The organism is Micromonospora sp. DH13, assembly GCF_020873825.1.
GTDB classification, from domain to species: domain Bacteria; phylum Actinomycetota; class Actinomycetes; order Mycobacteriales; family Micromonosporaceae; genus Micromonospora; species Micromonospora haikouensis.
In genome coordinates this window covers 163,648-177,893 of the sequence record NZ_JAHWGR010000014.1, presented here as the reverse complement: position 1 = coordinate 177,893, position 14,246 = coordinate 163,648, and the positions used below count along the sequence as shown (strand labels likewise).

The window sequence follows — 14,246 nt, the reverse complement described above, 5'->3', positions numbered from 1 at the left end:
GGCGGCCTCGGTGCCGCCCAGCTCGGCGGGAACGGCGTCGGGGACCTCGGCGGGTCGGTCCGAGCCGCGGAACACCAGCTTGGACTTGTCGATGTCCTCCGGGTCGCCCTCGCAGTCGACCACGACGATCTGGCCGGGAATCAACTCGTTGAACAGGATCCGCTCGGACAGGTTGTCCTCGATGTCGCGCTGGATCGTGCGCCGCAGCGGCCGCGCGCCCAGGACCGGGTCGAAGCCCTTCTTCGCCAGGTACTTCTTGGCGTTGTCGGTCAGCTCCAGCCCCATGTCCTTGTTGCGCAGCTGGGTCTCGATCCGGGCGATCATGATGTCCACGATCGAGAGGATCTCGGTCTGCCGCAGCTGGTGGAACACGATGGTGTCGTCGATCCGGTTGAGGAACTCCGGCCGGAAGTGCTGCTTCAGCTCGTCGTTGACCTTCTGCTTCATCCGGTCGTAGTTGGACTCCGAGTCCTCCGACGCCTGGAAGCCCAGCGACACGGCCTTGGCGACGTCCCGGGTGCCGAGGTTGGTGGTCAGGATGATGACCGTGTTCTTGAAGTCCACGATCCGGCCCTGGCCGTCGGTCAGCCGCCCGTCCTCCAGGATCTGCAGGAGGGTGTTGAACACGTCCGGGTGGGCCTTCTCGATCTCGTCGAAGAGGACCACGGAGAACGGCCGACGCCGCACCTTCTCGGTCAGCTGCCCGCCCTCGTCGTACCCGACGTAGCCGGGAGGGGCACCGACGAGCCGGGACACCGTGTACCGGTCGTGGAACTCGGACATGTCGAGCTGGATGAGGGCGTCCTCACTGCCGAACAGGAACTCCGCGAGCGCCTTGGACAGCTCGGTCTTACCCACGCCGGACGGGCCGGCGAAGATGAACGAGCCGGACGGGCGCTTCGGGTCCTTCAGGCCGGCCCGGGTGCGCCGGATGGCCTTCGAGACGGCCTTGACCGCGTCCTCCTGGCCGATGACGCGCTTGTGCAGCTCGTCCTCCATGCGCAGCAGGCGGGAGGTCTCCTCCTCGGTCAGCTTGTAGACCGGGATGCCGGTCCAGTTGCCCAGGACCTCGGCGATCTGCTCGTCGTCGACCTCGCTGACGACGTCGAGGTCGCCGGCCTTCCACTCCTTCTCCCGCTGCGCCTTCTGGCCCAGCAGCTGCTTCTCCTTGTCGCGGAGCTGCGCGGCGCGCTCGAAGTCCTGCGCGTCGATCGCGGACTCCTTGTCGCGGCGCACCTGCGCGATGCGCTCGTCGAAGTCCCGCAGGTCCGGCGGCGCGGTCATCCGGCGGATCCGCATCCGCGCGCCCGCCTCGTCGATCAGGTCGATCGCCTTGTCCGGCAGGAAGCGGTCGGAGATGTATCGATCGGCCAGGGTCGCGGCGGCCACGAGGGCGGCGTCGGTGATCGAGACGCGGTGGTGCGCCTCGTACCGGTCGCGCAGGCCCTTCAGAATCTCGATCGTGTGCGCCAGGGACGGCTCACCCACCTGGATCGGCTGGAACCGCCGCTCCAGGGCGGCGTCCTTCTCCAGGTGCTTGCGGTATTCGTCGAGCGTCGTGGCGCCGATGGTCTGCAGCTCGCCACGGGCCAGCATCGGCTTGAGGATCGACGCCGCGTCGATCGCGCCCTCCGCCGCGCCCGCGCCGACGAGGGTGTGGATCTCGTCGATGAACAGGATGATGTCGCCCCGGGTGCGGATCTCCTTGAGCACCTTCTTCAGGCGCTCCTCGAAGTCACCCCGGTAGCGGGAGCCGGCGACCAGCGCGCCCAGGTCGAGGGTGTAGAGCTGCTTGTCCTTCAGCGTCTCCGGGACCTCGCCCTTGATGATCTTCTGGGACAGGCCCTCCACGACGGCGGTCTTGCCGACGCCGGGCTCACCGATCAGCACCGGGTTGTTCTTGGTGCGGCGGGACAGCACCTGCATGACCCGCTCGATCTCCTTCTCCCGCCCGATGACCGGGTCGAGCTTGCCCTCGCGGGCAGCCTGGGTCAGGTTCCGACCGAACTGGTCCAGCACCAGGCTGGTCGACGGCGCGGCCTCGCCCGTCGTCGTGCCGGCCGCCGCGGGCTCCTTGCCCTGGTAGCCGGAGAGGAGCTGGATCACCTGCTGGCGGACCCGGTTGAGGTCGGCCCCGAGCTTCACCAGGACCTGGGCGGCGACGCCCTCGCCCTCGCGGATCAGGCCCAGCAGGATGTGCTCCGTGCCGATGTAGTTGTGGCCGAGCTGCAGCGCCTCGCGCAGCGACAGCTCCAGGACCTTCTTCGCCCGCGGCGTGAACGGGATGTGCCCGCTCGGCGCCTGCTGGCCCTGACCGATGATCTCCTCGACCTGCTGACGCACACCCTCCAGCGAGATCCCCAGACTCTCCAGGGCCTTCGCCGCGACACCCTCACCCTCGTGGATCAGGCCCAGCAGGATGTGCTCCGTACCGATGTAGTTGTGGTTGAGCATCCGGGCCTCTTCCTGGGCCAGGACGACAACCCGTCGCGCTCGGTCGGTGAACCGCTCGAACATGCCCTCGTGCTCCTCACGTGCCGTGCGCCTTGATGGTCAGATCTCGGCGGGGCCGGTGCGCGGACGTCCGGGACGGGCGTCCTTGCCTCATTACTCTATCGCCGCGGACCGACTCCGCTGAGGTCGTGTGTCCTCCACGGGGGTCCGGTACGCGTCGTTTTAGCCAACCGTCCGCGCTCAGGGCGTGTTCCGGGGTCTCCGCGTGTACGCGCAGAGCGAAATTCGGACGGCCGGTGGGACCCGGCTGCGGGCCTCCCCGCGGGCCCGCAGCCGCCCTCCGGCGACCCGGGTCGGGCGGCGGTTCGGCCGGGCCGACGAGCGGACCAGGCCGACGGCCGGTTGTCCACAGGCTGTGGACGAGTTTTCCACCGGTTGTGGACAACGCTGCGGCGGAGCGGGTTCTTCCCGGCGGGTGACACGGCGACGCCGGCCCGGAGGTGTGCTCCGGTCCGGCGTCGGTGTCGCCCGTGTCGGGGATGTCCCGCCGAGGGCCTTGTCGCACCCGGCGACTGCGGCGGTCACCCGGGACCGCCTCGGCGCTCAGCGCTTCGCGTGGAACTCGTCGACGATCTCCTGGGGGATGCGCCCCCGGTCGGAGATCTCCTTGCCCTCCCGCTTGGCCCACGCCCGGATCGCCTTGTTCTGCTCACGGTCGGCGGTGGCGCCGCCCCGGCCGCGCGCAGCCCGCCCGCCGACCACCACGCCGCCCCGGCCCACCTTGGTGCCGTTGGCGACGTAGGGCGAGAAAACCTCCCGCAATTTCTCGGCGTTCGTGGCGGACAGGTCGATCTCGTACTGAACCCCGTCGAGCGCGAACTTGACGGTCTCGTCAGCGTCCCCGCCGTCCAGGTCATCGACCAGCTTGTGAATGATCTGCTTGGCCACGTCCCACATTCCTTTCGAGCAGGGTGATCCTGCAAACTGAGAGCACAATAACCCGCCCGATGCTTGCCTCGTCAATAGGATGCGGTAACTGCCCCTAGCGGTGTGGCCGGTCGGCTACTCCGCGCGGACCAACGGGAAGAGGATGGTTTCCCGAATTCCCAGGCCCGTCAGCGCCATCAACAGCCGGTCGATTCCCATTCCCATGCCGCCGGCCGGGGGCATTCCGTACTCCATGGCCCGGAGAAAGTCCTCGTCGAGCCGCATGGCCTCGTCGTCGCCGCGCGCCGCGAGCTGGGCCTGGGCGACGAGCCGCTCCCGCTGCACGACCGGGTCGACCAGCTCCGAGTACGCGGTGCCCAGCTCGAACCCGAGGACGTAGAGGTCCCACTTCTCGGCCAGCCCCGGCTCGCTGCGGTGGGCCCGGGTCAGCGGGCTGGTCTCCTCCGGGTAGTCCCGCACGAACGTCGGCGCCTGGAGCCCCGGCACGACCAGTTCCTCGAACAGCTCCTCGGCGAGCTTGCCCGGCCCCCACTTCGGGTCGACGGCCAGGCCGACCTTGTCGGCGTACTCGACGAGGCGGGCCCGCTCGGTGCGGACGGTGACCTCTTCGCCGAGCGCCTCCGAAAGCACCCCGAAGAGGGTCACGGAGCGCCACTCGCCGCCCAGATCGAACTCGCGGCCATCCGCGTGCGTCACCACGGTCGAGCCGCCGACCGCGATCGCGGCCTCCTGCACCAGATTACGGGTCAGCGACGCCATCGTGTCGTAGTCGCCGTACGCCTCGTAGGCCTCCAGCATCGCGAACTCGGGCGAGTGCGAAGAGTCGACGCCCTCATTACGGAAGTTACGGTTGATCTCGAACACCCGATCGACCCCGCCGACCACGGCGCGCTTGAGAAACAGTTCCGGCGCGATTCGCAGATACAGATCGGTGCTCAACGCATTGCTGTGGGTCACGAATGGCCGGGCCGCCGCACCGCCGTGCAGCAACTGGAGCATCGGCGTCTCCACCTCGACGAAGCCCTGCCCGTGGAGGCAGTCGCGCAGGCTCCGCACGGCAGCGGCCCGCGTACGCACCATCTGCCGCGCCTGCGGGCGGACGATCAGGTCGACGTAGCGCTGGCGGACCCGGGCCTCCTCGCTGAGCGGCTTGTGCGCCACCGGCAGCGGGCGCAGCGCCTTCGCGGTGATCGCCCACTGCTCGGCCAGCACCGACAGCTCGCCGCGCCGGCTGGTGATCACCTCGCCGGTCACCCCGACGTGGTCGCCCAGGTCGACAAGGCGCTTCCAGTCGTCCAGCCGCTCCGCCCCCACCCGGTCGAGGGAGAGCATCGCCTGGAGTTCGGTGCCGTCGCCGTCCCGCAACGTCGCGAAGCAGAGCTTGCCGGTGTTCCGTACGAAGATCACCCGGCCGGTGACCGAGACCCGGTCGCCCGTGGCGGTGTCGGTGGGCAGGTCGGCGTAGCGCGCGCGGACCTCGGCCAGGGTGTCGGTCCGGGCGAACCCGACGGGGTACGGCTCGACGCCCTCGGCGAGCATCCGGTCCCGCTTCTCCCGGCGGACCTTCATCTGCTCCGGAAGGTCGTCGGCGGGGTCGACTGGCACGGCGTTCTGCTCGGTCACGGCACGCTTCCTCAGCTAAGGAGTTTCGGCGGGGTCAGGGCCGAGCGTACTCAAGGGCTCTGGCGGTCGTTGCGGGATGACCTCCCGCCATGACCGACCCCACGGCGGCCGGGTCGTCCGGCACGGCCGCCGTCCCATCGGGTACGGGGTGAGAGGGGTGCCCTTCTCTACCGAAAGCGTTAACAGGGGACCCTTCCTTGCACCTCACACGTTGCGGTCGTAGACCATGCGCAGGCCGATGAGGGTGATCATCGGCTCGTGGTGGGTGATGGTGCGGCACTCACCGATCACCACCGACGCCAGCCCGCCGGTGGCGATCACCGCCCGCACCTCGCCCAGCTCCTCGGTCATCCGCTCGACGATCCGGTCAACCTGCCCGGCGAAGCCGAAGTAGAGCCCCGACTGGAGACACTCGACGGTGTTCTTGCCGATCACCGAGCGGGGCTTGGCCGCCTCCACCTTGCGCAGCTGGGCGGCGCGGGCCGCGAGCGCGTCGAAGGAGATCTCGATGCCGGGGGCGAACGCGCCGCCGAGGAACTCGCCCCGGCCGCTGATCACGTCGAAGTTGGTGGTGGTGCCGAAGTCGACCACGATCGACGGCCCGCCGAACAGGGTGTACGCCGCGAGCGTGTTGACCACCCGGTCGGAGCCGACCTCCTTCGGGTTGTCGATCGCCAGTTGCACGCCGGTGCGTACCCCCGGCTCGACGATGACGCTCGGCAGGTCGGCGTAGTAGCGGGCGAGCATCGTCCGCAGCGAGCGCAGCGCGGCCGGCACCGTCGAGCAGGCGGCCACCCCGGTGATCTCCACGGCGTCACCGGCGAGCAGCCCCCGGAACATCAGCCCGAGCTCGTCCGCCGTGGAACGGGCGTCGGTCTTGATCCGCCAGGAGTGCACCAGCTTGTCGCCGTCGAAGGTCGCCAGCACGGTGTTGGTGTTTCCGATGTCGATGCAGAGCAGCACGCACGCAGCCTAGACGCGCGCAGGTTCACCGGGGGCGCAGGTCCAGCGCCACGTCCAGGATCGGCGAGGAGTGCGTCAGCGCGCCGACCGAGAGGTAGTCCACGCCGGTCGCCCCGTACTCCGCCACGACGTCGAGGGTCAGCCCGCCGGTCGCCTCCAGCTCCGCCCGGTCCCCCACGGCGGCCACCACCTCGCGCAGCGTCGCCGGGGTCATGTTGTCCAGCAGCAGGAAGTCGGCACCCGCCTCGACGGCCTCCAGCGCCTCGGCGAGGGTGTCCACCTCCACCTGCACCGCCACGCCGGGGAAGACCTCCCGGACCCGGCGGTAGGCCGCCGCGACGCCGCCGGCCGCGAACTTGTGGTTGTCCTTGATCATGGCGACGTCGTACAGGCCCATCCGCTTGTTGGTGCCGCCGCCGGCCCGCACCGCGTACTTCTCCAGCGCCCGCAGGCCCGGGGTCGTCTTGCGGGTGTCCAGCACCGTCGCCTTCGTGCCGGCCAGCGCGTCCGCCCAGGCCCGGGTGTGGGTGGCCACCCCGGACATCCGGCAGAGCAGGTTGAGCGCCGTGCGCTCGGCGGTGAGCAGCAGCCGGGTCGGCCCGGCCACCGTGGCCAGCACGTCGCCGCGCGACACCCGCTGCCCGTCGTGGGCCACGACCGACACCTCGACGGTACGGCCACCGCCCGCCTTCGCGCCGGCAGACGGCCCGGCACCGGGGCCGGCCGGGAAGCCGGTCACCTCGGCGGCCAGCTCGAACGCGGCGGCCGCCACGGCCAGCCCCGCGACCACCCCGTCGGCGCGGGCCACCAGGTCGGCGGTGTCGGTCTGGGTCGCCGGAATCGTGGCGACGCTGGTGACGTCAAGGAAGTCCGGGCCGAGGTCCTCGGCGAACGCGGTGACGAGCACCCGCCGTACCTCGGCCGGATCCAGCCCGGCCGCCCGCAGCGCCTGCTCCGTCGTGTCCCTCATCGCTCTCCAGCCTCCCAGCGAGACGTCAGCCTGCCCTGCGCCCCGACCTCGGCGACCAGGTGGCCCCGCCACCGCTCGTCCGCCGTCGGGTGGTCCTCCCGCCAGTGACAACCCCGGGTCTCCTGGCGGGCGTACGCGGCGGCGACCAGCGCCGACGCCACCGTGATCAGGTTCGTGGCCTCCCAGTCGGCGGTGCGCGGGGTGCCCCGGCCGGAACCCAGCTCGCCCAGCTCCGTGGCCGTGGCGGCGAGCGTGTCCGCCGAGCGCAGCACCCCGGCGCCCCGGGTCATCGCCCGTTGCAGCGCGGGCGTCCCCTCGGCGGGCACCACCCAGCCGCCCCCGCCGGCCCACGCGCCGCCCTCGGCGGGCCGGGCCTGCTCGGGCAGGCCGGCGGCGATGTCCTCGGCGATCCGGCGGGAGAACACCAGCCCCTCCAGCAGCGAGTTGCTGGCCAGCCGGTTCGCGCCGTGCACGCCCGTGCAGGCCACCTCGCCGCAGGCGTACAGGCCGGGGATGGAGGTGCGGCCGCGCAGGTCCGTGCGGACGCCGCCCGAGGCGTAGTGGGCGGCCGGGGCGACCGGGATCAGGTCGGTGGCCGGGTCGACGCCGATGGCCAGGCAGGAGGCGACGATGGTCGGGAAGCGCCCGGCCAGGAAGTCGCCGCCGAGGTGTCGGGCGTCGAGGTAGACGTGGTCGGCGCCGGTGGCCAGCATGACCCGGTGGATGCCCTTGGCCACCACGTCCCGGGGGGCCAGCTCCGCCAGCTCGTGCTGGCCGACCATGAACCGCTTGCCGTCGCCGTCGACGAGGTGCGCGCCCTCGCCGCGCAGCGCCTCGGAGACCAGCGGCTGCTGCGCCCGGCCGGCCCCCGGTACGCCGGCGCCGGCCGGGGTGATCAACGCCGTGGGGTGGAACTGGACGAACTCCACGTCGGTGACCGCCGCGCCGGCCCGCATGGCCAGCGCCACGCCGTCGCCGGTGGAGACGGCCGGATTGGTGGTGGCGGAGAAGACCTGCCCCATCCCGCCGGTGGCGAGCACCACCGCGCGGGCCAGCAGCGCGCCGACGCCGTCCTCGCTGCCCTCGCCGAGCACGTGCAGGGTGATCCCGCAGGCCGGGCCGAGCCCGCCGGGCCCGTCGCCGGGCGCGCGCAGCAGGTCGAGCACGAGGGCGTGTTCGACCAGCCGGATCCAGGGGTCGCGGCGGACCGCCGCGTGCAGGGCGCGCTGCACCTCCGCGCCGGTGGCGTCCCCGCCGGCGTGCACGATCCGGTCGGCCCGGTGCCCGCCCTCCCGGGTGAGCATGAGCGAGCCGTCGGGGTGGCGGTCGAACTCCGCGCCGATGCGCATCAGCTCCCGCAGCCGGGTCGGCCCCTCCTCCACCAGCACCCGCACGGCGGCGGGGTCGCACAGCCCCACCCCGGCGACCTCGGTGTCGAAGGCGTGCGCGGACGGGGTGTCCGCCGGGTCGAGCACGGCGGCGATGCCGCCCTGGGCCCAGCGGGTCGAGCCGTCGTCGATGTTGACCTTGGTGACCACGGTGACGTGCAGGCCGGCCTCGCGCAGGTGCAGCGCAGCGGTCAGCCCGGCCACCCCGGAGCCGACCACGATCACGTCGGTGGTCTCCACCCAGCCGGGCGCGGGCGCGGCCAGCAGCGTCGGCAGGACGGGCAGGTCGACGGTCGGTAGGTCCATGAGCACAGTCAACCCGAACGCCGTTCACCTCGGGCGGCGGGGGCGGGACGAGTGGTTTGGGCTACCCCGGGCCGCCGGCGTGCCCTGCGTCCGGGTCGGGCGGGGCGGCGTCGCCGCGCCCGGCCGGCGGGGCGGCGGTCACTTCGTCCGGACCGGGAGGCCGGCCGGGCCCGCGCCCTTCAGGGAGGCGGTCACCGTGCGGTCGCTGAGCCACAGGTAGCAGCGGACCCCCCGGTCGCCGACCCGCCAACGCCCCGCGCTCGGCGGGCGCACCACCAGGCCGCTGCGGTAGCGCAGGTCGTCGTCGTCCGGCACCCTTACGTACCGGGCCAGGACCGTGCGGCAGCCGGTGTAGAAGGGAAGCCAGTCGGCGTCCCGGGCCGGGTACGGCTTGTCCGGCGCCTTCCACACCCCGACGAACTCGGCGTCGTGCCGGGTGGCGCACTCCACCGGCTTCAGCACCTGCGCGCCGCGCCGCCCGACGTTCTCGCTGCGCTGGCAGCCCAGCCGCAGCGGGGAGGGCCCCTTCAGGGCGCCCCGCAGGCTGCCGGTGCGGGTGACCGGCGTCGCGCCCGCCTCGGCGGTGCTGACCTCGGTCAGGTCGCAGCGGTACCAGCGGGCCCCGGATGTCCAGCCCGTCTTCGACGGCACCGCCACGGCCAGCCGGAGCCGGCCGGCCCGCCAGTCGTCCCCCACGTACGCGGTGGCCTTCGTGTCGCAGTCGGCGAACGGGGCGCGCAGCTCGGGCGAGCCGCTGCCGGGCGGGGCGGCCCGGTCGGCCGGGAACGCGCCGACGTGCACGGTCTCCACCCGGTGCGGGAGCGCACAGTCGACCGGCGCGTACGCCGACAGGGGCAGCACGTCGACGAAGTCGGCGACCTGGCAGACCTCGGCGGCCGGGGTGAACGGGCCCGCCGGCCCCGGGGCGGCCCAGTCGTCGGTGAGGTCGCCGTCGAGGCCCGCCGGGCCCCCACAGCCGGCCAGCACGACCGCCGTCACCAGGGCGGCGCACACGCTCGTCAACGCACGACGCATCGGGCCTCCCCAACCACCAGCTCGCGACGGGACCCAAGAGTAGCCAGGGATGACCATCGGTGACATACCGCGTACGGGCAGACATTCGAGGTTGACCTGGAGTGCACTCGAACACCTAGCGTCGCGGCATGACCGAATCTCCCGTAACCCTCGTCACCGGCGGCTCGACCGGCATCGGCGCCGCCGTCGCCCGCCAACTGCTCGGCCGGGGCCACCGGGTGGCCGTGACCGGCCGGAACACCGACCGGTTGGGCCGGTTCGCGGCGTCCCTCGGCGAGCCGAAGGAGCTGCTGACGCTCCCCGGCGACGCCGCTGACCACGAGGCGGTGGCCGCTGCGGTGGCCGCCACCGTCGAGGCGTACGGGCGGCTGGACGTGGCCGTCGCGAACGCGGGCTACGCCAACCACGACTCGGTGGCCGACGGCGACCCGGCCGCCTGGCGGGACATGGTGCTCACCAACGTGCTCGGCCCGGCGCTGCTGATCAACGCCGCCCTGCCCGCGCTGCGGGCCACCCGGGGCCGGATCGTGCTGGTCGGCAGCGTCGCCGGGCTGGTCAACACCCCCGGCAATCTCTACGGCGCGACCAAGTGGGCCGTCACCGGCCTCGCCGAGAACACCCGCCGACAGGTCACCGCCGACGGGGTCGGCGTCACCCTGATCGCCCCCGGCCGCGTGGAGACCCCGTTCTGGGACGGGCTGGGCGCGCTGCCCGACGGCCACCTGCTCACCGCCGACCAGATCGCCGACTCCGTCACGTGGGCGGTCTGCCAGCCCGCCGGGGTCGACGTGAACACGGTGGTGGTCCGGCCGATCGGCCAGCCGGTCTGAGGCGCAGGCCGCAGCGCGAGCGGCCCAGGTCAGCCGACGACGGCCAGCGGGCTCGGGACCGGGTCGCCGGCGGTGCCCGGGGCCGCCGCGGCCGGGTCGGCCCCCAGCTCGACCACCCGGTTGGCGGCGTCGACGTGCACCACCCGGGGCCGGTACGCCCGCGCCTCGGCGTCGTCGAACTGCCCGTACGAGATCAGGATGACCAGGTCGCCCGGGTGCACGAGGTGGGCGGCGGCGCCGTTGATGCCGATCACGCCGCTGCCCCGCTCGCCGGGGATCACGTACGTCTCCAGCCGGGCGCCGTTGGTGACGTCCACGATCGCCACCTGCTCGCCGGGGAGCAGGTCGGCCGCGTCGAGCAGGTCCTCGTCCACGGTCACCGAGCCCACGTAGTGCAGGTCGGCCTGGGTCACCGTGGCCCGGTGGATCTTCGACTTGAGCATGGTGCGGAACATCGGGGTGCCTTGCCTTTCGCGGGCGGGAGGACGGGTCAGGGTCGGGGGGCGAGCCGGATCGCCACGTTGTCGATGAGGCGGGTGGTGCCGACCTTGGCCGCGATCAGCAGCCGGGCCGGCCCCGGGGGCGGGCCGGGTTCCAGGTCGGCGTCGGTGAGCGCCACGTAGTCGACCTCGACCCCGGGCGGGCCGTCGCCCAGCGCCCGGTGCACGGCGGCCAGCACCTCGCCGCCGGGCTCGCCCCGGTCGGCGGCCGCCGCGCCGGCCCGCAGCGCGGCGGACAGGGTCAGCGCGGCCTCCCGCTGCGCGGGCGAGAGGTAGCGGTTGCGGCTGGACAGGGCCAGCCCGTCCGGCTCCCGCACGGTCGGCACGCCGACCACCTCGACGGGCACGTCGAAGTCCCGGGCCATCCGCCGCACCAGGGTGAGCTGCTGGTAGTCCTTCTCGCCGAAGAACGCCAGGTCGGGGCGGGTCAGCTGGAACAGCTTCAGCACCACGGTCAGCACTCCGTGGAAGAAGCCGGGCCGGCTCAGGCCCTCCAGGTCGGCGGCGAGCCGCCCCGGGTCCACCCGCACCAGGGGCTCGCCGTCCGGATACACCTCGCCCCGGTCCGGCGCGAAGACCACGTCGGCACCGGCCCGCCGGCAGACCTCCAGGTCCGCCTCCAGGGTGCGCGGGTAGCGGTCGAAGTCCTCGTTCGGCCCGAACTGGAGCGGGTTCACGAAGATCGTCACCAGCACGTGGTCGGCCCGCTCCCGGGCGGCGCGCAGCAGCGTCTCGTGGCCGGCGTGCAGCGCGCCCATGGTCATCACCACGCCGACGGTGCCGGTCAGGGCGGCGCGCGCCTTCGCCAGCTCCGCGCGGGTCCGCACCAGCTCCGTCATGCGTGCCTCACCTCTCGTCGGGTCCCGCCGAGCACGTCGAGCAGCGGCGCGGCGTCCGCCGGGCGCAGCCGGCCCGACGCGATGGCCCGGTCCGCCGTGCGCCGGGCCAGGGCCAGGTAGGCCGCGACCGAGTCGGGCGCGGTCGACGCCAGCCGCTCCAGGTGCCGGCGTACGGTGCCGGCGTCGCCCCGGGACACCGGGCCGGTCAGCGCGTCGTCGCCGAGGCTCAGGGCGTTCTCCAGCGCCGCCCGCAGCAGCGGGGCGAGCACCTTCTCCGGCTGGCCCACCCCGGCGTCGCGCAGCCGGTCGGCCGCCTCGTTGACCAGGGTCACCAGGTGGTTGGCGCCGTGCGCCAGCGCCGCGTGGTAGAGCGGCCGGTCGGCCTCCCCCACCCACTCGGGCACCCCGCCGAGGTCGGCCACCAGCCGGGCGGCCAGCGGGCGCAGCTCGGCCGGCGCGGTCACGCCGTACGAGATGCCGGCGAGCCGGCCGAGGTCGTCGGGCGTACCGGTGAAGGTCATCGCCGGGTGCAGGGCCAGCGGGCGGGCCCCGACGGCGGCGGCGGGGGCGAGGACGCCCAGCCCGTGCGCGCCCGAGGTGTGCGCGACCACCTGGCCGGGGCGCAGCGCCCCGGTCTCGGCGAGGCCGGCCACCACCGCCGCGAGCTCGTCGTCGGGCACGGCGACCAGCAGCAGGTCGGTCGCGGCGTGCGCCACGGAGGTGGCGGAACGGTTGGCGGCGTCGGGCAGCAGCAGGGCGATGCGGGCCTTGGTCGCCCCGGAGACGCCGGAGGCGGCGACCACCCGGTGCCCGGCGGCGGCGAGCGCCGCGCCCAGCACGGCACCGACCCGGCCGGCGCCGAGGACGCCGACGGTCAGCACGCGGGGAAAGGAGAGTGTGGCGCCGCCCGAGGGTGCGGCGGCCCGCGCGGGGGCAGCCGGACGCGGGCGCAGCGGTGCGCTCATGGCAACGATCCAGTCCTCGAAGGGGGTACCGGTCGATGGCAAGTATGCGCCGCGGTGAAGAGGTCGCAACAAGAAGGTGTGAAAACCTTCACCGCCGGCGCGGGCCGGGCCGCCGCAGGGTGCCACGGCGGCCCGGCCCGGCCACGGTCACCGGCCGCGCAGGAAGCCGGCGTCGACGAACTTGAAGTCGGTGTCCGGGCGTGCCTCACCGTCCCCGCCGGGGGTGTCCGGGGTGTTCCGGCCGTCGTGCACCACCAGCAGCCCGCCGGGGAAACCCGGCAGCGGGGTGGCGGTCACCGCCGCGCCGTCGCACTCCTGGGAGCCGTCCACCGCGCCGTCGACCACCGCGAAGCGGCCCGTCGGGCGGCCGGTGCGCCGGTCGTACGTGTGGAACGTGTCGTCGCCCTGGGCCGAGACGACCAGGGTGCCGCTCAGGCGGCCCGTCCGGTAGATCGTCAGCCCTTCCACGTCCTGCGCGATCCGGCCGCCGAACCCGGGATCGGCCGGGTAGTCGGTCACGCAGTCGTCCTCCGCCGGGTCGAACGCGGCCGGCACGCCGTACTCGCGGACCCGCTCGACCAGCTTCGGGGCGCCGGCGAACCGGCCGCCCGCGAGCCGGGTCCGCCACAGGCCCACCTTCTCCTGCGCCAGGTGCACCACGCCGGTGTCCGGGTCCACCACGGTCCCCTCCACCTGCGGGCCGTCGCCCGGGTCGGTGCACGGCGACCAGGCGGTGCCGTCGGGCAGGGTGAACGCCGACGGCAGCGTCAGCCGGTCCACCGGCCGGTAGGTGACCCGCCCGGCGCGCTCGACCAGCCGGAACACCCCCACCTCCGGGGTGCTGCGCCGGCTCACCACCGCGTACGCGGCCCCGGCGGGGTCGACGTAGGTGCCCAGCCCGTACGCGGTGCGCTGCTCGTCGACCTCGCCCTGGTCCCGGCTGAACGCGAACGGCACGCCCGGCGCGGTCACGTCGGTGAGCAGCCGGGTGGCCGGGTCGATGCGGTAGAACCGGAGCTGGTCGCGCCCCCGGTCGGTGACCACCGCCAGGTCGACCCGCTGCCCGCCGAGCCGGAACCCGGCCACCAGGTCGACGTTGTTGAACCGGCCGGACTCGTCGTCCGGGCCCGGGGCGGGCGGGGTGGCGATCGCCTGCCGCTCGCGGGCGGCCAGGTCGTAGACCCGCAGGCCGCCGTTCTTTGCGGTGGCGATCACCAGGCTGCCGGCCCGGTCGGTCGGGTGCACCCAGATCGCCGGGTCGTCGGCGTCGGCGTCGCCGCCGGCTTCGTCGTCGTACAGGCTGGGGGTCTCGGCCACCGCCCGCACGGCGCGCGGCGCGTCGTCCCGGGCGGGCGCGGCGGCGGCACCGGAGGCGGCCAGCAGCAGCGGTACGGCCACCAGCGCGGGGATCGCGATTCGTCTCAT

Annotated in this window: 12 protein-coding genes; 1 reads left to right on the top strand and 11 read right to left on the bottom strand. The window is 73.5% G+C overall.

What is annotated here, in order from left to right; all coding sequences use genetic code 11:
• The 7 genes from LPA42_RS16410 to LPA42_RS16380 form a co-directional block, all read right to left on the bottom strand.
• Positions 1-2,517: ATP-dependent Clp protease ATP-binding subunit (locus LPA42_RS16410; protein WP_077938041.1), on the bottom strand; the 2,517-nt coding region annotated here is incomplete at its 3' end.
• A gap of 540 nt (positions 2,518-3,057) precedes the next feature.
• The gene (locus LPA42_RS16405) at positions 3,058-3,402 is read right to left on the bottom strand and encodes an Lsr2 family protein (protein WP_198956599.1); all 345 of its coding nucleotides are present in this window, start codon (positions 3,400-3,402) and stop codon (positions 3,058-3,060) included.
• Positions 3,403-3,516: 114 nt separating this feature from the next.
• Positions 3,517-5,025, bottom strand: coding sequence for a lysine--tRNA ligase (lysS, locus tag LPA42_RS16400; RefSeq protein ID WP_043965039.1), 1,509 nt, complete (start codon positions 5,023-5,025; stop codon positions 3,517-3,519).
• A 204-nt stretch (positions 5,026-5,229) separates the two neighbouring features.
• Entirely contained in the window at positions 5,230-5,988 is a 759-nt protein-coding gene (locus tag LPA42_RS16395; RefSeq protein WP_043965037.1) for a type III pantothenate kinase, read from the bottom strand.
• A 25-nt stretch (positions 5,989-6,013) separates the two neighbouring features.
• Positions 6,014-6,958, bottom strand: coding sequence for a carboxylating nicotinate-nucleotide diphosphorylase (gene nadC / locus LPA42_RS16390; RefSeq protein ID WP_077938040.1), 945 nt, complete (start codon positions 6,956-6,958; stop codon positions 6,014-6,016).
• Positions 6,955-8,652 (bottom strand): L-aspartate oxidase, encoded by a 1,698-nt coding sequence (locus LPA42_RS16385; RefSeq protein WP_077938039.1) that lies wholly within the window; start codon positions 8,650-8,652, stop codon positions 6,955-6,957. Before LPA42_RS16385 ends, nadC begins: the two co-directional genes overlap by 4 nt.
• Positions 8,653-8,790: 138 nt before the next feature.
• Positions 8,791-9,687, bottom strand: a complete 897-nt coding sequence (locus LPA42_RS16380; RefSeq protein ID WP_077938038.1) for a septum formation family protein — start codon at positions 9,685-9,687, stop codon at positions 8,791-8,793.
• Positions 9,688-9,815: 128 nt separating this feature from the next.
• Here LPA42_RS16380 and LPA42_RS16375 point away from each other — a divergent pair, with 128 nt between their 5' ends.
• Entirely contained in the window at positions 9,816-10,517 is a 702-nt protein-coding gene (locus tag LPA42_RS16375) for an SDR family oxidoreductase (protein WP_077938037.1), read from the top strand.
• Between the two features lie 29 nt (positions 10,518-10,546).
• On the opposite strand, the gene panD is transcribed toward LPA42_RS16375, so the two are convergent.
• The 4 genes from panD to LPA42_RS16355 form a co-directional block, all read right to left on the bottom strand.
• A complete protein-coding gene (panD, locus tag LPA42_RS16370) occupies positions 10,547-10,972 on the bottom strand; it encodes an aspartate 1-decarboxylase (RefSeq protein ID WP_043965029.1) in 426 nt (141 codons plus the stop codon).
• 35 nt (positions 10,973-11,007) lie between these two features.
• On the bottom strand, positions 11,008-11,856 hold the full coding sequence (gene panC / locus LPA42_RS16365; RefSeq protein WP_077938036.1) for a pantoate--beta-alanine ligase: 849 nt from the start codon (positions 11,854-11,856) through the stop codon (positions 11,008-11,010).
• Entirely contained in the window at positions 11,853-12,821 is a 969-nt protein-coding gene (locus LPA42_RS16360; protein WP_077938035.1) for a Rossmann-like and DUF2520 domain-containing protein, read from the bottom strand. Before LPA42_RS16360 ends, panC begins: the two co-directional genes overlap by 4 nt.
• A 147-nt stretch (positions 12,822-12,968) precedes the next feature.
• A complete protein-coding gene (locus LPA42_RS16355; RefSeq protein ID WP_077938034.1) occupies positions 12,969-14,246 on the bottom strand; it encodes a phytase in 1,278 nt (425 codons plus the stop codon).